Below are 24,750 nucleotides of genomic sequence, written 5' to 3'. Positions count from 1 at the left end.
GACCCTCCGAACGCTCGTCCACAGGGCGGATTCCGGTCGTGGACGTGTTCGTGCCGGGAAGGCCCCCGTCCCGGGCCTCCCCGGCATCCCCGTCCGGCACCGTCACGGTCGACGGGGGTCCCACTTGAAGAAGCGACCGACGGCCAGCGCCAGGATCACGATCCACACGAGCATCACCGCGATGGAGGGGAGCGAGGCCGTCCACAGTTCCAGGGTCCCCACCGCCTCGGCGCCCTCGAAGCCACCGAAGACGTCGTACCCGGTGTAGGCGGCCTGGGCCATCTCCGCCGCCGGCGCGACCGGGAGAAGGCCCGCGACCGCCCCCACAGGGCCGGGCATCAGTTCGAGGGGGAAGAAGATCCCGCCGGTCATCAGTAGGAACAGCATCGGGAGGGTCGAGAACATCTGCGCGGACTCGGCGTTGCGCACCAGCGACGTGATCAGCAGGCCTACGAAGGTCATGGCCGTGGTGCACAGCAGCACCGCCACGCCCAGCAGGACGGGGTCGGCCGGCGTCGTACCGTTCATGGCGGAGATCACGGCTACCACCAGGGCGGTGAGCAGCAGGGTGAAGAGCAGGACGAGCAGGGTCACCCCGCCGAAGATCGCCGCCCTCGGCACCCCGCTCACACGGAGCCGCTTGAGGACCAACGACTCCCGGCGCGCGGCGAACACGTTGGAGGCGTGACCGATGCCCAGCATCAGACCGATACCGAGGAGCGCGGCCGCGATCGAGAGGTCGGTGGTGGTGTAGTCACCGAAGGCCGGAGCGCTGGGCATCGACATCAAGGGGACGAACAGCACCATCGGCATCAGCAGGTACAGCCAGGCCGTCTGGTAGCGCACGAAGAGGGTGAACTCGGTGCGGGTCAGACGTAGGGTCTGCGCGAACACGCTCGGGGCGGTCCGGGTGCCGGAGGCCCCCCGGTCGGAGGTTCGTACGGTGGTCGTGCTCATCGTGTTCCTCTGTTTCCTGCGGGTCTGTGGGAGATCGGGGTCGCGCGATGGTCGGCGCGTGGTCCCGGTGGCGCGGATCCGGCCGGTCACTCGGCGAGCAGGTCGGCGGTGCCGTCCGCGACCTGGAGGAAGACGTCCTCCAGGGAGGCACCGCGGACCTGGAGGTGCCGCAGGACCGTCCCCCGAGCGGTCGCCCAGGCCAGCAGGGCGGCGACGGCGTGGTGGGCCCGGTCGGCCACGCCTCCCCCGGTGACCGTGTAGGTGGCCCAGAGGGCCTGATCCCGGGTCTCGACCTCGCATCGTGCGCCCTCGACCTCGGGCAGGTCGGCCGTGCGCACCTCGTCGGGCACCTGGAAGCCCACCCGGTCGCCCCAGCCCGCGAGGACGTCGGCCAGGGTGCCCTCCACGTGGATCTCACCGCGGTGCATGATGGCCAGGCGGTCGGCGAGGCGCTCGGCCTCCTCCAGGTAGTGCGTGGTGAGCAGGATCGCCACCCCGCTCGCCTTGAGGTCGTTGACGATCCGCCAGGTCTCGTGCCTGGCCTCGGGGTCCATGCCCGTCGTGGGCTCGTCCAGGTAGAGGACCTCGGGCCGGGAGATGAGCGCCGACGCCAGGTCCAGGCGGCGCTTCTGACCTCCGGAGAGCTGACGGACGCGCAGCCCGCGCTTCTCGGTCAGGTCGACCAACTCCAGGACCTCGTCGACGTCCCGGGGGTCGGCGGCCAGGTCCCTGGTGAGGACGAGGTTCTCCTCGACGCTGAGATCGTCCATGAGTCCGCTGCCCTGAAGGACCGCGTCGGCGCGCTCGCGGACCCCGGCGGGCTGGCCGAAGGGGTCCTGCCCGAAGATCCGTGCCATGCCGGAGGAGGGCTTTCGGAAGCCCTCCAGGGTCTCGATGGTGGTGGTCTTCCCCGCGCCGTTGGTGCCGAGGAGGGCGAAGAGCTCTCCGGGGCGGATCTCGAAGGAGACCCCCTTGACGGCCTCGAAATCGCCGTACCTCTGTCGAAGGTCGCGGACGACCACCGTCGGTTCCGCGGTGGTGTGGGGGGCACCGTTCTCGACGGCCGTGGCGGTGTTCTGTGTCGTCATGTTCCGAGGATCCCGTGGGCGAGGGTGCTCGCGACAGACGCCGCTGTCACCGTTCCCTCATGTCAGGCGCCCGTCCGGACCACTGACAAATGTCATCTCCGCTCCTCGCCTCGACCCGTTCATACGACGGAAGGGGCGGGACACCTCTCGGTGTCCCGCCCCTTCCGTTCGCGGGTTCGGGCTCCTAAGGGAACCTCACCGCCTGTCAGGCCTCGGCCGGCTCCTTCGTCTCGCCCTCGGCCGGGTTCTCACCCTTGACCGAGCGGAGCAGGAGCTGGGAGACGTCCACGACCTCCAGCGATTCCTTCGCCTCGCCGGCGGACTTCTTCTCGTTGATCGCGTCGCCGAGCATGACCTGGCAGAACGGGCACGCGGTGGACACGGTGTCGGGGTTGGTGGTCAGCGCCTCGTCCACACGCTCGGTGTTGATGCGCTTGCCGATCCGCTCCTCCATCCACATGCGGGCACCACCGGCGCCGCAGCAGAAGCCCCGCTCCTTGTGGCGGTGCATCTCCTGGGTCTTGACCCCGGGCACCTGCGCCATGATGTCGCGCGGCGGCGTGTACACCTTGTTGTGCCGACCCAGGAAGCAGGGGTCGTGGTAGGTGATGTTCTCGTCGATCGAGCTCACCGGGGTCAGACGCCCCTCCTCCACCAGCTTGGCCAGGAGCTGGCTGTGGTGGACGACCTCGTAGGTACCGCCGAGCTGCGGGTACTCCTTGGCCAGGGTGTTGAAGCAGTGCGGGCAGCTCGCCACGATCTTCGTGACACCGGCTTCGTTGAGCGTCTCGACGTTCTGCTGGGCCAGCATCTGGAAGACGTACTCCATGCCGAGGCGACGCGCCGGGTCGCCGGTGCAGGCCTCCATGCCGCCCAGGACCGCGAACTTCACCCCCGCGATGTCCAGGAGTTCGGCGATGGCCTTCGTGGTCTTCTTCGCCCGGTCCTCCAGGGCACCGGCGCAGCCGACCCAGAAGAGGTACTCGGTGTCCTCGTCGAGCTTGTCGTCGACGACCGTCACCTCGACCGGGTTCTCCTGGGAGGCGAGCTCCTCGATCCAGTCCATGCGCCGGTCCTCGGCCATGCCCCAGGGGTTGCCCTTGTTCTCCAGGTTCTTCAGGAGCGTGTTGGCCTCGGAGGGGAAGTTGGACTCGACCATGACCTGGTAGCGACGCATGTCCAGGATGTGGTCGATGTGCTCGATGTCCACCGGGCACTGCTCGACGCAGGCGCCGCAGTTGGTGCAGGACCACAACTCGTCGGGGTGGATGACGCCACCCTCCTCCTCGGTGCCGACCAGCGGCTTGTTGAGGAGGGCGAGGACGTCGACGCCCGCGTGGCTCTCGTCCGGAGCCTCGGCGAGGGTCTCCTCGGTGATGCCCTTGAGGAGGTACGGGGCCTTCTCGTAGGTGTGCGCCTGGAGGTCGAGGATGACCTTCTTCGGCGACAGCGGCTTACCGGTGTTCCAGGCGGGGCACTGGGACTGGCAACGGCCGCACTCGGTGCAGCTCGTGAAGTCCAGCAGCCCCTTCCAGGTGAAGTCCTCCAGCTTGCCCGCGCCGAACGGGTCCTCGTCCGGGTCGGCCTCCTCGAAGTCGAGGGGCTTGGTACCGGACTTGTCCATCATCTGCTTGGCGGCGCCCAGGGACGGGGAACCGTCGGCGTTGCGCTTGAAGTAGATGTTGACCGGGGCGATGAAGCGGTGCCAGCCGATGCCCATGGTGAGCTTGAAGTACAGCACCATGAAGAACAGGTAGCTGATGATCAGCTTGAACGCGGCCACCAGGGCGATGGCCGGTTCGGCGACCGCGGCGTCGGTCGGCATGACGGAGCCGATGGCGTGCGAGATCGGCGTGGCCCAGGTCGGGAACGGGAAGTCGCCGATGCCGACCTTGAGGCCGCGGATCACGAAGATCGAGATCAGCAGGCCCCACAGGTAGGCCTCGACGTAGTACGCGGTCCACGTCTTGGAGTTGTAGAAGCGGGAGTCGCGGCCCTTGCGGTGGGGACCGTTCAGCAGACGGTAGACGGTCAGGCCGACGATGCTGATGAGGCTGGCGCCCGCGATGATCTCGATGGCCAGACCGTAGAGGGTCCAGTCGTGGATGATCGGCAGCTTGAAGTGCGGATCGAAGGTCTCGCCCTGCGCTTCGATGACCGTGAAGACCAGGAGCGGGAAGGAGACCATCACGAACCAGTGGGCGACACCCACCCACGGTCGCTTGAGCATCCTCGTGTGCCCGAGGATCTCGATGAGGGTCATCGTGAGCCGTTGCCCGAACGGCCCCTTCCGCTCCGGCTCCACCGTTCGGCCGACACCCACGGTTCGCACGATCTGGCGGATGCCCAGACCGAACAAGGTGAACGCGACCACGGCGAAGACCGAGGTGATGATGCCCAGCGTCAAGTACAGGGGTTGCATCGTCCGTGGCCTCCCATCCTGCTTCTCGTCGTCCGGTGCGCCACACACCGGCACCGACAGTTGATGTTACTAGCGAGTAATGGCTCGGAGTCCATCGGCCGCCCACTAGGAGCCGGCGCGCCGTCCTTCTCTCGCCTTACGCGCACATGGCACGGCCTCCGGACCGCCTCGCGCGAGAGCCAACCGTAGCCGCCTCTCGCCGACCGAGCGCCACGCGGGCCCACACGAGCCCCGCCCGACGCACCATGCCCCCTATGTAATCGGACCTCGGAGCCACGCGGGAGCATCCGGACCCCCGTGGAGCCGTCCGCCGTGTCGCGCGCCGACCGGGATCACTCCTCCCCCTCGAGCCCCGGACGCCCCCGGAACACCCCTGAGGCCTCCCCCGACTCCCCGGATATTCCGGGTCAAGGATGTCCCCGAGTTCGCCCGGGGTTCCCCCATTTCCACGTGAAAGACGCCCTGGTCGGGAACATCCCCACGCGGCCGACCGTTGTCAGGGCGAGAGAAGTAACTTGAGTCGGGTCGACTCAACTGACTTGACAGCCCCCACCCGACGAAGCAAACTTACGTCCGAACGACTCAACTTTGACGGAGGTACCAACCATGGCACGTGCGGTCGGAATCGACCTCGGTACGACGAACTCGTGTGTCGCTGTCCTCGAGGGCGGCGAACCGACGGTCATCACCAACGCCGAGGGCTCCCGCACCACCCCTTCGGTCGTGGCCTTCGCCAAGAACGGCGAGGTGCTCGTCGGTGAGGTGGCCAAGCGTCAGGCCGTCACCAACGTCGACCGGACCATCCGTTCGGTGAAGCGCCACATCGGCACCGACTGGTCGGTGAAGATCGACGACAAGAGCTTCAACCCGCAGCAGATCAGCGCCTTCATCCTGCAGAAGCTCAAGCGCGACGCCGAGGCCTACCTGGGCGAGGACGTGACCGACGCGGTCATCACCGTCCCGGCCTACTTCAGCGACTCCCAGCGTCAGGCCACCAAGGAGGCCGGCACGATCGCGGGTCTGAACGTCCTGCGCATCATCAACGAGCCGACCTCGGCCGCTCTCTCCTACCACCTGGAGAAGGAGGACGAGGCCACCATCCTGGTCTACGACCTCGGTGGCGGTACCTTCGACGTCTCCCTCCTGGAGGTCGGCGACGGCGTCGTGGAGGTCAAGGCGACCAACGGCGACAACCACCTCGGTGGCGACGACTGGGACCAGGCCGTCGTCAACTGGCTGGTCGAGAAGTTCAAGAACTCCAACGGCGTCGACCTGTCCAAGGACAAGATGGCGCTCCAGCGTCTGCGCGAGGCCGCCGAGAAGGCCAAGATCGAGCTGTCCAGCTCCAGCGAGACGCAGATCAACCTGCCCTACATCACGGCCTCCGCCGAGGGCCCGCTGCACCTGGACGAGAAGCTCACCCGCGCCGAGTTCCAGCGCCTGACCTCCGACCTGGTCGAGCGGACCAAGACCCCGTTCCAGCAGGTCATCAAGGACGCCGGGATCAGCCTGGACCAGATCGACCACGTCGTCCTGGTCGGTGGCTCGACCCGTATGCCCGCCATCGCCGACCTGGTCAAGGAGATGACCGGCGGCAAGGAGCCCAACAAGGGCGTGAACCCGGACGAGGTCGTGGCCATCGGTGCCGCCCTCCAGGCCGGTGTTCTCAAGGGCGAGGTCAAGGACGTCCTCCTGCTCGACGTCACCCCGCTGTCGCTGGGCATCGAGACCAAGGGCGGCGTGTTCACCAAGCTCATCGAGCGCAACACCACCATCCCGACCAAGCGGTCGGAGATCTTCACGACGGCCGACGACAACCAGCCGTCCGTGCAGATCCAGGTGTACCAGGGTGAGCGCGACATCGCCCAGTACAACAAGAAGCTGGGCGTCTTCGACCTGACCGGTCTGCCCCCGGCGCCGCGCGGCGTCCCGCAGATCGAGGTCACCTTCGACATCGACGCCAACGGCATCGTCAGCGTCACCGCGAAGGACCTGGGCACCGGCAAGGAGCAGTCCGTCACCATCTCCGGTGGTTCGGCGATGTCCAAGGACGACATCGACCAGATGGTCCGCGACGCCGAGCAGTACGCCGAGGAGGACCGCAAGCGCCGCGAGGAGGCCGAGGTCCGCAACAACGCCGAGTCCCTCGTCTACCAGACCGAGAAGGTCATCAAGGACAACGAGGACAAGATCCCGGCGGACGTGCGCTCCGAGACCGAGGCCGCCGTCGGCGAGCTGAAGACCGCGCTGGAGGGCACCGACACCGAGGCCATCCGCGGCGCCAGCGAGAAGGTCGCGCTGGCCAGCCAGAAGATCGGTTCGGCCATCTACAGCCAGGGCCAGCAGGGCGAGGGCGCCGGTCAGCCCGGCGGTGAGGGCGCGGACGCCTCCGCCGACGACGCCGACGTCGTGGACGCCGAGATCGTCGACGAGGACAACGGCAAGGGCGACAAGCAGGGTTCCTGAACCCCGAGAGTCCGCTGAGAGCCGAGGAAGGAGGGCACGTAGGACATGGCGCTGTCGGATAAGAGCGACCCCGACACCGGTGACGGTGAACAGAACCAGGGTCCGGTGATCCGCGACAACCGCAGGATCGACCCCGAGACCGGTGAGGTCCGAGACCCCGAGGCGAAGAAGTCCGAGGAGGCCGAGGTCTCCGAGGAGGACGAGGCGACCGAGGTCGAAGCCGAGGTCGAGGACATCCCCGAGATTCCGGACACCCCGGAGTCGGTGGTGAGCGAGGCGATCAACGCCGACGAGCGGGTCGTCGAACTCACCAACGACATCAAGCGGGTGCAGGCGGAGTACTCCAACTACCGCAAGCGGGTCGAGCGCGACCGTGTGGCCGTCCGAGAGGTGGCCACCGCCCAGGTCGTCGGCGAGCTTCTGCCGGTCCTGGACGACATCGGCCGCGCCCGTGACCACGACGAGCTCAACGGAGGGTTCAAGGCGGTGGGCGAGGCCTTGGAGGCCACGGTCACCAAGTTGGGCCTGGAGAAGTACGGCGAGCAGGGCGACGAGTTCGACCCGAACGTGCACGAGGCCCTCACCCTGGTGCCGGTTCCGAACATCTCCGCGCAGACGGTGATCGAGGTGTTCCAGCCGGGGTACCGCATCGGAGAGAGGATTCTTCGTCCGGCCCGTGTGGTCGTCGGAGAGCCCATGGGCGACGAGTCGGAGACCGCCGAGGCGGCCGCCGACGAACCCGCGGACTCCACCGAGGACGGCGAGGACAAGAAGTAGCCGGTCACGCCGGTCCGGGCGCCACGAGGGCGTCCGGCCGCGGGCCCGGGCCCGTGGCGTAGGACCTGTGGCCGTGAGCGACGTGAGATCGTCGGTCACGGCCACAGGCCGACCCCGGCCCCGTACGGAACGGGGCCACGTGTAAACATCGAACACCACCGGCACCAGCGGGGAGAAGGCACCAGTCGATGAGCACCAAGGACTACCTGGAGAAGGACTACTACAAGGTCCTCGGCGTCTCAAAGACCGCCACCAAGGACGAGATCCGCTCGTCCTACCGCAAGCTGGCCCGTGAGAACCACCCCGACGCCAACCGGGACGACCCGAAGGCGGAGGACCGCTTCAAGGAGATCTCCGAGGCGTACAACGTCCTGTCGGACGACAAGCGCCGCAAGGAGTACGACGAGGCCCGCTCGATGTTCGGCGGCTCCTACCGCCCCGGTGGCGGCACCGGACCCGGTGGCTTCGACATGAGCGACATCTTCGGTCAGGGCTCCGGCGGGGGCGGGGCGCCCGGCGGCGAACGCCTGAGCGACCTGTTCGGCGGGTTGTTCGGCAACCGCGGCCGCGCGGGTCAGGCGACCCGCAGCAGGCGCGGCGCCGACGTCGAGACCGAGACCACTCTGACCTTCCGCGAGGCCGCGGACGGGGTGACCCGTTCGTTCCAGCTGAGCAGCGAGGCCGCCTGCCCGACCTGTAAGGGGACGGGCGCACGCGCCGGTTCGGCCCCGCGCATGTGCCCGAAGTGCTCCGGCACCGGGCACGAGAGCACCAACCTGGGCGGCTTCTCGCTGTCCGAGCCGTGCAGCGAGTGCAAGGGGCGCGGCCTCGTGGTCGACGACCCCTGTCCCACCTGCAACGGCAGCGGGCGTGGCAAGAGCACCCGCACCATCCAGACCCGGATCCCGGCCGGCGTGTCCGACGGACAGCGGATCCGGATCAAGGGCAAGGGGGCCCCGGGCGAGCACGGCGGCCCCGCCGGTGACCTGTACGTCGTCGTCCATGTGAAGGGCCACCCGGTGTTCGGCAGGAGCGGTGACAACGTCACCATCAAGGTTCCGGTGACCTTCCCCGAGGCGGCGCTCGGCGCCGACGTGCGGGTTCCGACCCTGGGCGGCTTCCCGGTGACCGTGAAGGTCCCGCCGGGCACCCAGAACGGGCGCACGCTGCGGGTCCGCGGCAAGGGCGCCACCCGTAAGGACGGCACCATCGGCGACATGCTGGTCACCTTCGAGGTGGCGGTGCCGCAGACACTCAACGGCGACGCGCGCGAGGCACTGGAGAAGTTCCGCGCCGCGACGTCGGACTACGACCCGCGCGACGGGCTCGAAGCGCGGGCGAAGGGCGCGTGAGAGTCGTGAACGATCCTTCCTTCGGCGTCGATGCCCCGGTCTACGTGATCTCCGTGGCCGCGGAACTGGCCGGTATGCACCCGCAGACACTGCGCCAGTACGACCGTCTGGGGATCGTGTCGCCCGGCCGTGCGTCCGGGCGGGGCCGGCGCTACTCCATGCGTGACATACAGACGTTGCGCGAGGTTCAGCGTCTGTCCCAGGAGGAGGGCGTCAACCTCGCCGGGATCAAGCGGATCCTGGAGCTGCAACACGAGGTGGACCAGCTGCGTGAGCAGGTGTTCCACCTCGCCAACGAACTGGAGGCGGCGCGCCGGGCGGTGTCCCGGCGCGGCCGCCCCGCCCATCCCGAGGGTGGGCCGGTCCGCGGGGAGCTGGTGCGCCGCACCCGCGTGACGATCTTCAATACGGCCACCGATCCCGAGGAGCGCCCCGAGCGGGGCGGCGGCCTCGGGGACACCGGCGACAACCGCGGACAGAGCGGGCCCGACCAGGGCTGAGAGGTCGGACCGACGGCGCCCGGGACCCCGGGGGTCGATGTCCACGGCGCGGCGGAGTCGGCCGCTTTCGATCACTCTGAGTGACACTTCATGCGGAGGGAGTCACGTAATCATGAACTACAAGCTCACCCGGAAGAGCCAGGAGGCGTTGGCCGACGCCATCCGCCAGGCCACGTCCGACGGCAGCCCCCAGACCGAGCCGCTGCACCTGCTGAACGCTCTGCTGAACCAGGCCGAGGGCATCACCAGGCCGCTGCTCAAGGAGGTCGGGGCCGACCCCGACCTGATCAAGGACAAGGTCGAGGCGGCGATCGGCGGGCTGCCGAAGGCCTCGGGGGCCACGGTCGGCTCTCCCAGCTCCTCGCGCCAGCTCATCGTCTCCCTCAACACCGCCGCCCAGCGCGCGCAGCGGATGGAGGACGAGTACGTCTCCACCGAACACCTGTTGGTGGGGCTGGCCACCGACGGCGGGGAGGCCTCACGGATCCTCAAGGAGGCGGGCGCCGGCCCGGACGAGCTCCTGGAGGCCTTCGAGAGGGTGCGCGGCACCGGACGGGTCACCTCGGAGAACCCCGAGGACACCTACCAGTCCCTGGAGAAGTTCGGTGTGGACCTCACCGAACGCGCCCGCGAGGGCAAGGTCGACCCGGTGATCGGCCGCGACGGAGAGATCCGCCGCGTCATCCAGGTCCTGAGCCGGCGCACCAAGAACAACCCCGTCCTCATCGGCGAGCCCGGCGTGGGCAAGACCGCCGTGGTCGAGGGCCTCGCCCAGCGCATCGTGGCCGGCGACGTGCCCCAGTCCCTGCTCGGCAAGCGCCTGATCAGCCTGGATCTGTCCGCGATGGTCGCCGGGGCCAAGTACAGGGGCGAGTTCGAGGAACGTCTCAAGGCCGTGCTCTCCGAGATCAAGGAGTCCGAGGGCCAGGTCATCACGTTCATCGACGAACTGCACACCATGGTGGGCGCGGGCGCCGCCGAGGGCGCCATGGACGCCGGCAACATGCTCAAGCCCATGCTGGCCCGCGGCGAGCTGCGCATGGTCGGCGCCACCACCCTGGACGAGTACCGGGAACGGATCGAGAAGGATCCCGCCCTGGAACGCCGTTTCCAGCAGGTGTTCGTCGGCGAGCCGTCGGCGACCGACACCATCGCGATCCTGCGCGGTCTCAAGGGGCGCTACGAGGCCCACCACAAGGTGCAGATCTCCGACTCGGCCCTGGTCGCCGCCGCGACCCTGTCCGACCGCTACATCACCGCGCGCTTCCTCCCGGACAAGGCCATCGACCTCATCGACGAGGCCGCCTCCCGCCTGCGCATGGAGATCGACTCCAGCCCCGTGGAGATCGACGAGCTGCGCCGTATCGTCGACCGTCTCAAGATGGAGGAGATGGCACTCGACAAGGAGTCCGACACCGCCAGCCGGCAGCGGTTGGAGCGGCTGCGCTCCGACCTCGCCGACAAGCAGGAACGGCTCAACGGCCTGGTGGCCCGCTGGGAACAGGAGAAGGCCGGCCTCAACCGGGTCGGTGAGCTCAAGGGACGGCTGGACGACCTGCGCACCAAGGCCGAACTGGCCGAACGCGAGGGCCGCTTCGAAGAGGCCTCCCGGCTGATGTACGGGGACATCCCGCAGCTGGAGAAGCAGATCGAGGAGGCCTCCAAGGCCGAGGAGGACGCCGAGGAGTCCGGCGGCGCCCAGGACGACCCCATGGTCAAGGACGAGGTGGGCGCCGACGAGGTCGCCGACGTCGTCTCCTCCTGGACCGGGATCCCCGTGGGCCGGCTGATGGAGGGCGAGACCTCCAAGCTGCTGCGCATGGAGGACGAGCTGGGCCGACGCCTCATCGGCCAGAAGGACGCGGTGGCCGCCGTGTCCGACGCGGTGCGTCGGGCCCGGGCCGGCATCTCCGACCCGGACCGCCCCACCGGTTCGTTCCTGTTCCTGGGTCCGACCGGTGTCGGTAAGACCGAGCTGGCCAAGGCCCTCGCCGAGTTCCTGTTCGACGACGAACGCGCGATCGTGCGCATCGACATGAGCGAGTACTCGGAGAAGCACTCGGTGTCGCGTCTGGTGGGAGCGCCTCCCGGATACGTCGGCTACGAGGAGGGCGGCCAGCTCACCGAGGCGGTACGCCGCCGCCCCTACACCGTGGTGCTGTTGGACGAGGTGGAGAAGGCCCACCTGGAGGTGTTCGACACCCTGCTCCAGGTGCTGGACGACGGTCGCCTGACCGACGGCCAGGGCCGCCAGGTGGACTTCCGCAACACCATCCTCATCCTCACCTCCAACCTGGGTTCGCCGTTCCTGGTGGACCAGACGCTGGAGGAGTCGGTGCGCAGGGAACGCGTGATGAACGTGGTGCGCTCCACCTTCAAGCCGGAGTTCCTCAACCGACTGGACGACGTGATCATGTTCGACGCGCTGTCCACCGAGGACCTGACCCGGATCGTCGACCTCCAGGTCGACAAGCTGGCCCGACGTCTGGCCGATCGGCGCCTCACCCTGGAGGTCACCGAGGCCGCCCGCGAGTGGCTGGGTTTGACCGGCTACGACCCGAACTACGGGGCCCGACCGCTGCGACGCCTGGTGCAGTCCTCGATCGGCGACCCGCTCGCCAGGGAGCTGCTCTCCGGCGACCTCTCCGAGGGCGACACCGTCTTCGTGGACGTGGACGACGCCCGGGAGCGCCTGACCGTGGCCACCCGCAAGGCCGAGGAGCCCGAACTCCCGGCCTGATCCGCGCACCGAGGGGCCGCGTCCGACGAAACGGACGCGGCCCCTCGTGTTCCACGAATTCCACGAACCCCGGGCTCGCGGAGGCTCCCTGGGTACCCTGGTCCCAGGAGTCCGCGACGCGTTCCGGAACCCGCGCCACGGCGGAAGGGGCCGTACACCATGACCGTGATCGACCACCTCTCACCGAGATCTCCCGTCGAGAAGCTGAGCATCGAACAGTTCGAGGTCATCGCCAGGGCCGCGGCCCGTGAGGACGTCACCCTCGAGTACCTCAACGGACAGATGGAGATCCGGACCGTGCCCGACAGCGACCACAACGCGATCCTCATGTGGTTGATGCGTCAGTTCATGACGCAGAGGGCCGATCTGGACCTGAACGTCACCGGCCAGGGTCTGAAGGTGGATTCCTACCGCAAGGGCCGGGCACGCCCGGACGGCATCCTCGCCCCCGTCGACCATTTCGCGGGCCAAGGCGAATGGGCGGACCCCCAGGGAGTCCTCGCCGTCGTCGAGGTCACCTCATGGGACTCCGACACCAACTCCCGAGATCGGGTCGAGAAGGCGCACGCCTACGCCGCCTGCGACATCGAGGTCTATCTGCTCGTCGACCGCGACGATGACAGCGTCACCGTCCACAGCGAGCCGTTGAAAGGCCGCTACCGCAACATCAACAAGCTCGGCTACGGTCACACCGTCGAGATCCCGGGGGTCGAGGTCACTCTGAACACCGACGGGCTCAAGCGCTACGCCCGCTGATCCGCGCACCGAGGGGCCGCGTCCGACGAAACGGACGCGGCCCCTCGTGTCGTACGGGTCAGGCCAGGGCCAAGGCCGATCCGAACAGGAAGTAGAGGATCACCAGGCCCACCGTGATGGCCAGGCCGATACCCATCGTTCTCCAGGCGTAGCGGACGAACCGTTCCTGCTCGGCCGGCTCGTGCTCCTTGGTCATGGCGACCACGGAGAAGACGATCGCGATGATGCCGCAGATCTGGTTACAGCACAGGGTCATCAGGATCGACCAGATCAGCGCGCTGACCGGGCTACCGCCCGAGGACGAACCGTACTGGGGAGCGGGGCCGGAGGGGTACGACACGGGGGAACCTCTTCACGTCGGGGGAAGAACCACCCCCTTGGACGTCGGAGGGCGGGCTCCGGTTTCCACCGTCCCCGAGACCCGGAGGCCACGTCCGACGAGAGGGAGATCCGCGTCCGGTCCGTGGTCCTGCCCGCCACGGGCCCCGGCGCAGGGGTGGCGTCGACTCCGTTCAAGAGGCGAGCAGCCGGGCCTCGACCTCCGGGTCGAGTCCCAGTCGGGGCCACCCTTCGCGTCGAGGAGCCGTGCCGCCGATGGACTCCAGCCACGCCCAGGTGTCGGCGACGGTCTCGGCCACCGGGCGGCAGCGCAGACCGGTGGCGAGCGCGCGCCCCACGTCACCCTGGTGCATGCTCCCGTGCGGCTCGCCCGGTGGAAGCCAGACCGGCAGGTCCGTCCACGGCCGCACACCGGCCTCGACGATCACCTCGGGATCGAACCAGCGGAACACCGCGTCGGATCCGGTCGCCTCCCGACAGGCGGTCAGCAGCCCCTCCATGGTGGCGTGACCGGTGGGAGAGACCAGGTTGAACGGCCCGCCCAGCCCCTTCTCGACCGCGTCCAGCGTCCACACGGCCAGGTCTCTGGCGTCGATGTACTGCAACGGCAGATCACGGGGGCCGGGCGCCAGGACGGTGCCGCCCCGGGCGATCCTCCCCAGCCACCAGGGGAGTCGACCGATGTTCTCGTACGGGCCGAGGATGAGACCGGCCCGCACGAAGAGGGCGCGATCTCCCAGCACCGCCTCGGCGGCCAGTTCACCCCCGCGCTTGGCCCGCGCGTAGTCGGTGCCGTCGTCCTCGGGCGAGGACTCCACCGTCGGAGCGGTCTCGTCCGCCCCCGCCGGGATGATCATCCCGTGCACGGAACGGCTGGAGATATAGGCATAGCGATCGACCCGCTCCGAGAGCAGACGCGCGGCGGCGGTCACCGCGGTGGGCGCGCCCGACCAGGTGTCGACGACGGCGTCCCACTCCCCCGTCTCCAACTCGGCCAGACCACCCTCCTCCGTGCGGTCCCCTTTCCGGACCTCCACCCCGGAGGGCGGCTCATGCCGTCCCCGATGGAAGACCGTGGTCTCCCGGCCTCGGGCGAGGGCCTCCTCCACGACGGCCCGCCCCACGAACTCCGTACCACCCAGAACCAGAAGTCTCATGGGGAGATTCTGATCCGGGACCACCGAACGCGCCAGGGGGTACTGCCACCGGCAGAACCGGGGGCTCCCTACCGTCGATCGCCGGGCCGCGCGCGCTCCACCATCAGTTCGCGTTCGCGCTCGTTGCGGGTGAGCCTCGCGGCCCGTTCGTGCTCGGTCCGCGCCTCGTCCTCGCGTCCCAGCCGCCGCAACAGGTCTCCACGGACCGCGGGAAGCAGGTGGTAGTCGGCCAGGGCACCCGAATCACGCAGCGCGTCGACGATACGCAGGGCGGGCTCCGGGCCGAAGGCCATCGACACCGCCACCGCCCGATTCAGCTCGACCACCGGCGACCCGGTGCGCCGGACCAAGGCCTCGTACAGGGCCGCGATGGCTCGCCAGTCGGTGTCCTCCGCGGTCACGGCGACGGCGTGCGCGGCGGCGATCCCGGCCTGGAGCGAGTAGACGCCCCGTTCGGCGGGGTCCTCCGGAAGCGAGGCCATCAGGGCCTTCATCCCCCGTCCGATGAGCAGCCGGTCCCAGCGTGAACGGTCCTGTTCGGCGAGCGGCACGGGAGACCCGTCGGTGCCCACCCTCGCGCGGAAACGGGAGGCCTGGAGCTCCATGAGCGCGAGCAGACCGTGCGCCTCGGGTTCCGAGGGCGTCAACGCGACGAGGACCCGCCCAAGACGCATGGCCTCGTCGCACAGTTCGGGCCGCAGCCAGCGGTCCCCCGAGGTGGCCGTGTACCCCTCGTTGAACACCAGGTAGAGGACTTCGAGGACGTCGGAGAGCCGCGCGTCGCGTTCCTCTCCGGACGGTACTTCGAAGGGCACCCTCTTCGCGGCCAGGGTCCTCTTGGCCCGCACGATGCGTTGGGCGACGGTGGCCTCCGGAACGAGGAAGGCACGGGCGATCTCGTCGGTGGTGAGCCCGCCGAGCATGCGCAGAGTGAGCGCGATCCGGGCCGAGGTCGACAGCACCGGGTGGCAGCACACGAACATGAGCTTGAGGAGGTCGTCGCCGTAGTCCTCCTCCAGGACCGCGTCGAAATCGGCGCTCCCGTCCTGTTCGACGAGGTCGCGTCCCAGTTCGACCATGTGCCGCTGGAAACGCTCGTCCCGACGCCAACGATCGAGGACGCGGCGTTTGGCGACGGTGGTCAGCCAGGCGCCGGGCTTACGGGGGACCCCCTCCTCCGGCCACTTCTCCAGGGCGGAGACCAGGGCGTCCTGGGCGAACTCCTCGGCCAGGCCGACGTCGCCGACCATACGGGTGAGAACGGCGATCAGACGGGCCGACTCGATACGCCAGACCGCCTCCACCTCGGGTGTGACATCGGTGTGGCCCACGGGAACATCAGAGCACCGCCGTGACCTCCACCGCAAGGGGCGGGCCCGGATCGCGGCCTCACCGATCCGGGCCCCGCCGCGTTCAGCCCTCCTGGGAGGCGCGCAGCTCGCGCTCGCGCTCCTTGAGCTCCTCGGGCATCGTGTCCATGTCCTCCAGCTCGGCGATCCGGCGCAGCTGGAGCCTCATCTCGCCCTCCGGCGGGTGCGGGCACCGCTTGGCCCACTCCACGGCCTCCTCATGGGAGGACACCTGGAGCACCCAGTAACCGGCGATGAACTCCTTGGCCTCGGTGAAGGGACCGTCGACGACGTTCGCGCCGCCGTCCCGGAAGATGACCTCGGCTCCCTCGGAGGTGGGGGCCAGCCCCTCTCCGGTCAGCAGGACGCCGGCCTTGACCAGCTCCTCGTTGTAGGCGGCCATCGCCTCGTAGACCTCGGGCCCGGCCTCATAGGCCGCGGCCTCATCGGCGGGGGTGCTCATGATCGACATCAGGTAACGCATCGTTGTTCGCCCTCTTCCGGGTACGGAACGGTGTCTCTTCCGCCGCTCTCACCCGTTCGTCGAACGGGCCGGCCCCGAATCGACATCCTCCCCGAATCTTTTCTCCTCTTTCTTCCCCTGCCCCGTTTCCCCGCCCCGTCCACCCTGGTCGGAGCCGTTTTCCCAGCCCTTGGAAACCCGCTCGGCCTCCTCTCCTCGATCCACCCTCCCGGTGTCCGTCCGCCGGGCGGGTCTTCTGCGTGACGGGGCCGGAGCGCAGTGCGACGGCCATGGCCACAAGCGGTCAAACCGACCCCTGAGACCCTCCTGAACTGGGACGTTCGGTAGAGTTCCGACACGGTTCCCGAACGGAACGACGGTGTACCGGGGTCTCGGCGTGCCCGACCCCGGAGGACATGAGGAGAGTGGGTCGGGCGGGATGGGACTTTTCCTGAGCACCGCCTTCGGATTCCCCACCGTCCTGTTCACCCCGCTGCTCATCGTCGTCCTCGGCTACTGGATCTTCGTGATCGTCGGCGCGGCCGACACCGAGACGCTCGACAGCGTGGACGCCGACGGCGACGCCACCGGGCTGAGCGCCTTCCTGAGCCGGGCGGGGATGGGAAGAGTCCCGGTGACCGTGGCCCTGACCATGCTCGTCTCCGTGGCCTGGTTCGTCAGCATGATGGGGAGCATCGTGACCAGCCTCGTCGGCACCACCTCGACCCCCCTGCTGTACGCCCTGGGGGCCGTCGTCCTGCTCATCGCGCTGGTCGCCGCCTGGGCGGTCACCAGCGGCCTGGTGATGGGCCTCCAGCGTTTCCTGCCCAAGCGCGCCGGCGGGTCCAAGCACGAGCTGGTCGGCCGCACCTGCCTCATCCGTATCGGTGAGGCCCACGGGTCCTTCGGCCAGGCCGAGATCACCACCGCGGGCGGGGCCGCCATCTCCATCCCCGTGCGCACCACCGGCGGCGAGATCCTCCCCGTCGGCGGTACCGCGCTCATCTTCGACCATCGGCAGGAGGACGACGTCTTCCTGGTGACCGCCTTCGATCCCGCGCTGGATCCCGGACAGTCCTCCTGACGCCACACCCCGTTCCACCGGTTCCGCCCTCTTTCACCCGCCGTGAGCAGGGACTTTCTTTCGTCCGAATGGAACCGTTCGTCCCATCGACGCGTCTCACCCCGTGACGAGCGCTTCCGGTACGGCCCTCCCGCGACCGTCCTCCAGCCTCCCGGTACCGCGCGTCCAGACCCACGTCACTCGTAGAAAAGAGACCCCTACGTGTTGCTGAGCGCCCCCACCACCGGTCAGGACGCGGCCGACGCCGCCTTCATGACCGTCGGCGTAGCCCTCGCCATCGGTATCGTCGTCCTCCTCGCCCTGCTCCTGATGGTGACCAGACTCTTCCGCAAGGTCGAACAGGGCAAGGCCCTGATCATCTCGAAGGTGCGGGACGTCCACGTCACCTTCACCGGCGCCATCGTCCTTCCGGTCCTGCACAAGGCCGAGGTCATGGACATCTCGCTCAAGACCCTGACCCTTGAGCGCGGTGGCCGCGAAGGCCTGACCTGCAAGGACAATATTCGCGCCGACATCAAGGTGTTCTTCTACGTCCGGGTGAACGAGACCGCCGAGGACGTCAAGAAGGTCGCGAAGGCGATCGGCACCGAGCGCGCCAGCGACCAGGACACCCTCCAGGAGCTCTTCAACTCCAAGTTCTCCGAGGCCCTCAAGACCGTCGGCAAGCAGTTCGACTTCGAAGAGCTGTTCACCCACCGCGAGGAGTTCCGCCAGGCGATCGTCTCCCTGATCGGCACCGACCTCAACGGCTACATCCTCGAAGACGTCGCCATCGACGAGCTGGAGCAGACCCCGCTGCACCAGCACGACTCCAACAACATCCTGGACGCGCAGGGCATCTCGAAGATCACGGAGCGCACCTCCAAGGAGCACAAGCGCACCAACGAGTTCGAGAACGACCGCAAGAAGGAGATCGACCGCCAGAACACGGAGACCGCCGAGACCCTCGCCGAGCTGGAGAAGCGTCGCGAGGAGGCGGCCGCCAAGGCCAAGCGCGAGATCGAGATCATCCGTGCCCGTGAGGAGGCCGAGACCGCCCGCGTCCAGGCCGAGGAGCGGCTGAAGGCGGAGACCGCCAACCTGCGCACCAACGAGCAGCTCGGCGTCCAGCACCAGAACCAGCAGCGCGAGATCGCGGTCGCCGAGAAGAACCGCGAGCGGGTCATCGCCATCGAGAGCGAGCGTATCGAGAAGGACCGTCTGCTGGAGGTCATCGGCCGCGAACGCGAGACCGAGCTGAGCCGGATCTCCAAGGACAAGGAGGTCGAGGCCGAGAAGCGCGAGGTCGCCGACGTCATCCGTGAGCGTGTGGCCGTCGACCGCACCGTCGCCGAGCAGGAAGAGGCGATCAAGAAGCTGCGCGCGGTCGAGGAGGCCGAGCGCCAGCGTCAGGCCATCATCATCCACGCCGAGGCCGAGGCCCAGGAGAACCTGGTCAAGGACATCAAGGCCGCCGAGGCCGCCGAGGCCGCGGCCAAGCACAAGGCCCAGGAGGAGCTCACGCTCGCCGAGGCCCGTCAGCAGGCCGCCGAGCTGGACACCCGCGCCAAGATCCGTCTGGCCGAGGGGCTCCAGGCCGAGGCCGCGGCCGCCGGTCTGGCCGAGGTCCAGGTCCGCGAGCAGGACGCCGAGGCCGTCGAGAAGCTCGGCCGCGCCGAGGCCGTCGTGGCCCGCGAGAAGGCCGAGGTCGAGGCCGACGCCATCGAGAAGAAGCTGCGCGCCGAGGCCGCGGGTCTGACCGACAAGGCCGAGGCGATGGCCGCCCTGGACCAGGTCAGCCGCGAGCACGAGGAGTACCGCCTCCGCCTGGACGCGGAGAAGGAGGTCCGCCTCGCCGGGATCGACGTGCACCGCCACATCGCCGAGGCCCAGGCCACGGCCATGGCCGCCGGCCTGGAGAGCGCCGACATCAACATCGTCGGTGGCGACGGCGCCTTCTTCGACCGCATGGTCAACTCGATCGGCATGGGCAAGGCCGTGGACGGCTTCGTCAACGGCTCCGACACCGTCCAGGCCCTGGGCAACGGCTGGCTCAACGGCGAGGGCGACTTCGCCGCGGACATGAAGCGGATCCTGGCCACGGTGGACACCGAGGACCTCAAGAACCTCACCGTCTCCGCTCTGCTGCTCAAGCTGATCGGCGCGGGCGGCGAGGACACCGGCAAGCTGAACCGGCTGCTCGGCACGGCCCGCTCCCTGGGGCTGGACCAGCTGCCCGTGACCACTCTCGCCCCCGTGAAGCAGTGAGGTAGTCCTCCGTGACCGAGGCCCAGTCCCAGGAGACCGAAGGCCCCGGGCCCGAAGCCGAGGACGCGCGGACGCTGGACGCGGGCACCTACGAGGTGCTCCGCGCCCGGCTCCGTGAACAGACCGGCGAGCTGGCCCGGCGGACCGAGGAGCTCAACGACCGCCGTCTGGAGGTGTTCGGCGGCACCGAGCTCTCCCTGCTCGGCACCGAACGCATCCGTACCGAGCACAACTGTGTACCCCGCGACCTGGTGAGCGTGGGGGACGGTACCGACGGGGCCGTGTTCCTGTTCGGCTACAACGTCTACATCGGGATGCAGAGCACCACGCACGTCTCCGACGTGTTCTCGCTGCACCGATACGAACACGACGGCGATTCCTTCTCGTTCGTCGACGCACCCGAGGACGCCGTCTCCGGACTGCTCTCCGACGAGCGTTTCCGGCAGGAGTTCGAGCGGCTCTACCGCTACTACCGCGACGCCCGCCTGCTCCAGTTGAGGCGGGTGGAGGAGCGTCTGCTCGCCGTCTTCCAGACCGGGCCGAGCACGGAGGACGTCCGGGTGCTGCGGTGGTCGGTCTCCCCCACCGGGAAGATCGCCTACCTCGACGACCGGGGCGAACGCGACCACGTGTTCCCGCCCTCGCACGAGTTCGAGTGGGTGGAGGCCACCCGCGAGGACCACGTGCAGGGGCGGCACCCGCACATCTCGATCCACGACGAGTTGTTCGTCGAGACGGTCGGCGGCGACCTGACCATCAAGATCGAGAACAACACCGAGGTCGGCGAGGGCATCTACAGCGAGCCCGTCGACGAGCCGCTCCAGAGTCTGGCCGACGCGGCGGTGTTCCACGCCGAGGTCGGCCCGCTCATCCTGCTGCGGATCCTGCCCTACAACGAGTCCACGTGGCGCTACCTGGTCTTCAACACACGGACCAAGGGGGTCGAGCGTCTCGACGGCATCGGCCAGTCCTGTCAGCGTCTGCCCGACGACCAGGGGCTCATCTTCCCCGGCGGCTACTACCTGTCCACCGGGGTGGCGCGCACCTTCGACACCGACGTCACCGACCTGGAGTTCGAGCGGGTCGTGCGCTCGCCCAACGGTGAGGACGTGCTGTACGTCTTCCACTCGCGGGCGGACGGCCGCAGTCTGCTGCTGCCGTACAACACCATCCGCAAGGAGGTCGCCAACCCGATCGTCTGTCACGGCTACTCGCTGTTCGACGACGGGACCATGACGGTCTTCCGCGACAACTCGGGCGAACCCACACGGGTCCACCCGATGCAGGTCTGGCGGACCCCGTTCGTCTCCGACGTCTACGCGGCGGCCCAACCCGTGGGCACCGGACCACTGGAGCGGATCGGCAACGCCGAACTGGTCCAGGGTGTCTCCGAGTGTCTGTCGGTGGCCCGGATCGCCGAGGACATGACCCCCTCCAGCGAGGTGTTCGCCGCCCTCATCGCCTCCTGCCGCCGGGTCCTGGACCGGTTCCACTGGCTGGGCGACGACGAGCTCGGCGACCTCGCCTCCCCGCTCACCGAGGTGCGCGGTACCGCCGAGCGGGTGCTGGAGGAGTTCGAGACCGTCCAGGCCCTGACCCGTCAGGCCGCCGAGACCCTCGCCGAGACCGAGGAGAAGGTCACCTCGCTGATCCGCCGGTCCCGAGGGGAGACCCCCCGGTCGGCGGAGGGATGGGTGACCCGGCTGACCGAGTTGCGCCGGGCCCAGGGGCGGACCGCCACGCTGCGCGAGACACGCTACGTGGACACCGACCGGATCGACGCGCTCGAAGGGCGTCTCGACGAGGAGATCGCCTCCACCGGCCGGCGCACGGTGTCCTTCCTCGAACAGGAGGACGCCTTCGACGGCTACCACTCCGAGGTGGAGCGGCTGGTCGAGGAGGCCGAGGCCCTGGAGGCGGTCAGCGCCGCCACCGCCGTCGGCGAGCGCATCGCCGAACAGACCGAAGGGCTCCAGGTCGTCACCGAGGTGATCGGTTCCCTGGACATCGGCGACGCCCAGGTGCGCACCCGCATCCTGGAGCGGATCAGCGAGGTGATGGGCGGGGTCAACCGCGCCCGCGCCACCCTGGACTCCCGGCGCAAGGAGCTGCTCGCCCTGGAGGGGCGGGCCGAGTTCGCCGCCGAGTTCGCCCTGCTCGGTCAGGCCGTCACCGGGGCGATCGCCGCCGCGGACACCCCGGACGGCTGCGACGAGCAGCTCGGCCGGATCATGCTGCAACTGGAGAACCTGGAGTCGCGCTTCGCGGAGTTCGACGACTTCCTCCAAGAGCTGGCCGACAAGCGCGAGGACGTCTACGAGGCGTTCTCCACCCGCAAACAGGCCCTGGTGGACGAACGGTCCCGCAGGGCCGACCGCCTGGCCTCCTCCGCCGCCCGGGTCCTGGAGGGGGTGCACCGGCGGGTGGCCACGCTGACCACCCTGGAGGACATCAACACCTATTTCGCCTCGGACGCGATGGTGACGCGGCTGCGCCGCACCGTCGAGGAGATGCGCGAACTCGGCGACACCGTGCGCGCCGAGGAGCTGGAGGGGCGGATCCTCGCCGCCCGACAGGAGGCGGGGCGGGCCCTCCAGGACCGTGCCGACCTGTTCGAGGGCGGCGTCGGCGGCGAGACGATCCGGTTGGGCCGCCACCGCTTCGCGGTCAACACCCAGCCGATCGACCTCACCCTCACCCCGCACGACGGGCGTATGTCGGTGGCCATCACGGGCACCGACTTCCGGTCGCCCGTCACCGATGAGGCCTTCCAGGAGACCGAACGGCTGTGGGACCGGCTGCTGGTCTCCGAGAGCCCCGACGTGTACCGGTCCGAGTACCTGGCCACGTCGATCCTGGCGAGGGCCGAGGACGGCGAGGGCACGCCGACCCTGGAGGCCCTGAACGAGGCCGTCCTGCACCCCGAGAACGGCGACTCCCTGGCCTCTCTGGTCCGCGGGGTCGCCGAGAGCCGCTACGACGAGGGCTACGAACGGGGCGTGCACGACCAGGACGCCGCCCGGATCCTGGCCGCGCTGCTCCGTCTGCGCGCCGGCGCCGGACTGTTGCGCTACCCGGGAGGGGTGCGCGCGGTCGCCCAGATGTTCTGGGCGTTCGGCGCCGACAAGGAACGTCAGCGCGCCTGGCGGACCCGGGCCGGCTCGTTGGCGCGGGCCCGGAGCGTGTTCGGGGCCCGACGGTCGTCGGCGATCGAGGCGTTGCGCGCCGAACTCGCCGGGAGTGTGGACTCCTTCCTCGTCGAGACCGGGCTGTACCAGGACACCGACCTCGACCTGGTGGGCGAGTACCTGTTCGAGGAGCTGGCACTGGACGGCCCCAACGAGCGGGGGTTCGTCTCCGGCGCGGGTGCCCGCACCCTGCTGGACCGCTTCCACCGTGCCCTCGGCAGCACCAGGGAGACCACCCGCAAGGCCTTCGAGGAGGACCTGCGGAGGTTGGGCGACGACGTGTCCGCCCGCCACCAGTTGGTGACGGCGTGGTTGGAGGCCTACGGCACCACGTTGGAGGAACCGATCGCCGAGGGCGACCTGCCCGAGGCCGTCGCTCTCGAGCTGGCCTCCGTGGACCGCTACGAGTCGTCCGCCGCCGTGGAGGAGCGGGTCGCGGGGCTGCTCGGCTCCCACCCCCGCGTCACCGAACGGTCCCTCACGGTCCGGCTGGACGAGATCCTGCCGCGCACCCGACGGTTCCGGACCCTGGACGTGCCCGCCTACCGGGACTTCCAGCGGCGACGCAACGAACTGGTGGCCGCCGAACGCGAACGTCTCCGGTTGGACGAGTACCGGCCGAAGGTGATGAGCGGCTTCGTCCGCAACCGTCTGCTCGACGAGTCGTACCTGCCGCTGATCGGCGACAACCTCGCCAAACAGCTGGGGGCGGCCGGCGACGACAAGCGCACCGACCAGAGCGGGCTCCTGCTGCTCATCTCCCCGCCCGGCTACGGCAAGACCACGCTCATGGAGTATGTGGCGAGCCGCCTGGGCCTGGTGTTCGTCAAGGTGAACGGGCCCGCCCTCGGGCACGGGGTCACCTCGTTGGACCCGGCCGAGGCACCGGACGCCACCTCCCGCCAGGAGGTCGAGAAGATCTCCTTCGCGTTGGAGATGGGCTCGAACACGATGCTGTACCTGGACGACATCCAGCACACCGATCCCGAGCTGTTGCAGAAGTTCATCTCCCTCTGCGACGGCCAACGGCGGATGGAGGGCGTCTGGGAGGGCCGTACCCGCACCTACGACCTGCGCGGCAAACGGTTCGCGGTGTGCATGGCCGGTAACCCCTACACCGAACAGGGCAAGCGCTTCCGGATCCCGGACATGTTGGCCAACCGCGCCGACGTGTACAACCTGGGCGACGTGCTGTCCGGCAAGGAGGAACTGTTCGCGCTCAGCTACATCGAGAACGCGCTCACCTCCAACCCGACCCTGGCCCCACTGTCGACGCGTGACCGGGAGGACGTGTACACGTTCGTGCGCATGGCCCAGGGCGACGACTCGGTCGGCACCGACCGGTTGAAGCATCCGTACTCGGCCGCCGAGGTCGACCGGATCGTGTCGGTGCTGCGGAAGATGCTGCGGGTGCAGGAGGTCGTGCTGGCCAACAACCAGGCCTACATCGCCTCGGCCGCCCAGTCCGAGGACTCGCGCACCGAACCGCCGTTCCGACTCCAGGGGTCGTACCGGAACATGAACCGGCTCGCGGAGAAGATCGTGCCGGTCATGAACGACGCCGAGGTGGAGGCCGCGATCGACGACCACTACGTGGGCGAGGCCCAGACCCTCACGTCGGGCGCGGAGGCCAACCTGTTGAAGCTGGCCGAGCTGCGCGGGGTGATGACCCCCGAGCAGGAACGACGCTGGACCGAGGTCAAGGAGGGCTTCCGCCGAGGCCGTGCGCTGGGCGGCACCGAGGACGACCCGATGACCCGCGCCATCGGCGCGATGGGCCTGCTGGCCGACCGTGTCGGCGAGATCGGCGCCGCCCTCGACCACGACCGACGCTGATCACCCACCCCGAGGGCCGCCGTGACCCC

16 protein-coding genes are annotated in these 24,750 nt (G+C 69.0%); 9 read left to right on the top strand and 7 right to left on the bottom strand.

What is annotated here, in order from left to right; all coding sequences use genetic code 11:
- Window positions 1–102 precede the first annotated feature (102 nt).
- From D451_RS0100825 to D451_RS0100815, 3 genes are all read right to left on the bottom strand, one after another.
- Entirely contained in the window at window positions 103–957 is an 855-nt protein-coding gene (locus tag D451_RS0100825) for an ABC transporter permease (protein ID WP_017533083.1), read from the bottom strand.
- An 86-nt stretch (window positions 958–1,043) separates the two neighbouring features.
- On the bottom strand, window positions 1,044–2,045 hold the full coding sequence (locus D451_RS0100820) for an ABC transporter ATP-binding protein (protein ID WP_017533082.1): 1,002 nt from the start codon (window positions 2,043–2,045) through the stop codon (window positions 1,044–1,046).
- Between the two features lie 205 nt (window positions 2,046–2,250).
- Window positions 2,251–4,467, bottom strand: coding sequence for a (Fe-S)-binding protein (locus tag D451_RS0100815; protein WP_017533081.1), 2,217 nt, complete (start codon window positions 4,465–4,467; stop codon window positions 2,251–2,253).
- A 606-nt stretch (window positions 4,468–5,073) separates the two neighbouring features.
- On the opposite strand from D451_RS0100815, the gene dnaK reads away from it, so the two are divergent.
- From dnaK to D451_RS0100785, 6 genes are all read left to right on the top strand, one after another.
- The gene (gene dnaK, locus D451_RS0100810) at window positions 5,074–6,933 is read left to right on the top strand and encodes a molecular chaperone DnaK (RefSeq protein WP_017533080.1); all 1,860 of its coding nucleotides are present in this window, start codon (window positions 5,074–5,076) and stop codon (window positions 6,931–6,933) included.
- Between the two features lie 45 nt (window positions 6,934–6,978).
- Window positions 6,979–7,710, top strand: coding sequence for a nucleotide exchange factor GrpE (grpE, locus tag D451_RS0100805; RefSeq protein ID WP_017533079.1), 732 nt, complete (start codon window positions 6,979–6,981; stop codon window positions 7,708–7,710).
- 188 nt (window positions 7,711–7,898) lie between these two features.
- On the top strand, window positions 7,899–9,062 hold the full coding sequence (gene dnaJ / locus D451_RS0100800) for a molecular chaperone DnaJ (RefSeq protein ID WP_014908313.1): 1,164 nt from the start codon (window positions 7,899–7,901) through the stop codon (window positions 9,060–9,062).
- Window positions 9,059–9,562: a heat shock protein transcriptional repressor HspR gene (locus D451_RS0100795; protein ID WP_086003582.1), complete on the top strand. Its 504-nt coding sequence runs from the start codon at window positions 9,059–9,061 to the stop codon at window positions 9,560–9,562. The genes dnaJ and D451_RS0100795 overlap by 4 nt, the downstream gene beginning before the upstream one ends.
- A gap of 112 nt (window positions 9,563–9,674) precedes the next feature.
- Window positions 9,675–12,302, top strand: a complete 2,628-nt coding sequence (gene clpB / locus D451_RS0100790) for an ATP-dependent chaperone ClpB (RefSeq protein WP_017533077.1) — start codon at window positions 9,675–9,677, stop codon at window positions 12,300–12,302.
- A gap of 159 nt (window positions 12,303–12,461) precedes the next feature.
- Entirely contained in the window at window positions 12,462–13,058 is a 597-nt protein-coding gene (locus D451_RS0100785) for a Uma2 family endonuclease (protein WP_014911122.1), read from the top strand.
- A 58-nt stretch (window positions 13,059–13,116) separates the two neighbouring features.
- Here D451_RS0100785 and D451_RS0100780 read toward each other — a convergent pair whose 3' ends face one another.
- The 4 genes from D451_RS0100780 to D451_RS0100765 all read right to left on the bottom strand — a co-directional run bounded on the left by D451_RS0100780 (window position 13,117) and on the right by D451_RS0100765 (window position 16,387).
- Window positions 13,117–13,398 carry a CD225/dispanin family protein gene (locus tag D451_RS0100780; RefSeq protein WP_014911898.1) on the bottom strand — a complete coding sequence of 94 codons (282 nt, stop codon included), beginning with the start codon at window positions 13,396–13,398 and terminating at the stop codon, window positions 13,117–13,119.
- Window positions 13,399–13,570: 172 nt separating this feature from the next.
- Window positions 13,571–14,554, bottom strand: coding sequence for an NAD-dependent epimerase/dehydratase family protein (locus D451_RS0100775; protein WP_017533076.1), 984 nt, complete (start codon window positions 14,552–14,554; stop codon window positions 13,571–13,573).
- Between the two features lie 68 nt (window positions 14,555–14,622).
- Window positions 14,623–15,885: an RNA polymerase sigma factor gene (locus tag D451_RS0100770; protein WP_017533075.1), complete on the bottom strand. Its 1,263-nt coding sequence runs from the start codon at window positions 15,883–15,885 to the stop codon at window positions 14,623–14,625.
- An 82-nt stretch (window positions 15,886–15,967) separates the two neighbouring features.
- A complete protein-coding gene (locus D451_RS0100765; protein ID WP_017533074.1) occupies window positions 15,968–16,387 on the bottom strand; it encodes a YciI family protein in 420 nt (139 codons plus the stop codon).
- 418 nt (window positions 16,388–16,805) lie between these two features.
- Between D451_RS0100765 and D451_RS0100760 the strand changes: the two genes are divergently transcribed.
- From D451_RS0100760 to D451_RS0100750, 3 genes are all read left to right on the top strand, one after another.
- The gene (locus tag D451_RS0100760; RefSeq protein ID WP_017533073.1) at window positions 16,806–17,450 is read left to right on the top strand and encodes an OB-fold-containig protein; all 645 of its coding nucleotides are present in this window, start codon (window positions 16,806–16,808) and stop codon (window positions 17,448–17,450) included.
- Between the two features lie 201 nt (window positions 17,451–17,651).
- A complete protein-coding gene (locus D451_RS0100755) occupies window positions 17,652–19,697 on the top strand; it encodes a flotillin family protein (protein WP_017533072.1) in 2,046 nt (681 codons plus the stop codon).
- An 11-nt stretch (window positions 19,698–19,708) separates the two neighbouring features.
- On the top strand, window positions 19,709–24,721 hold the full coding sequence (locus D451_RS0100750) for a DNA repair ATPase (protein ID WP_017533071.1): 5,013 nt from the start codon (window positions 19,709–19,711) through the stop codon (window positions 24,719–24,721).
- The last annotated feature ends 29 nt before the right edge of the window (window positions 24,722–24,750 follow it).

The sequence above is a fragment of the Nocardiopsis alba DSM 43377 genome (assembly GCF_000341225.1).
GTDB classification, from domain to species: domain Bacteria; phylum Actinomycetota; class Actinomycetes; order Streptosporangiales; family Streptosporangiaceae; genus Nocardiopsis; species Nocardiopsis alba.
Note: the sequence above shows the minus strand (reverse complement) of the source record. Positions and strands in the feature narration are given on the sequence as shown.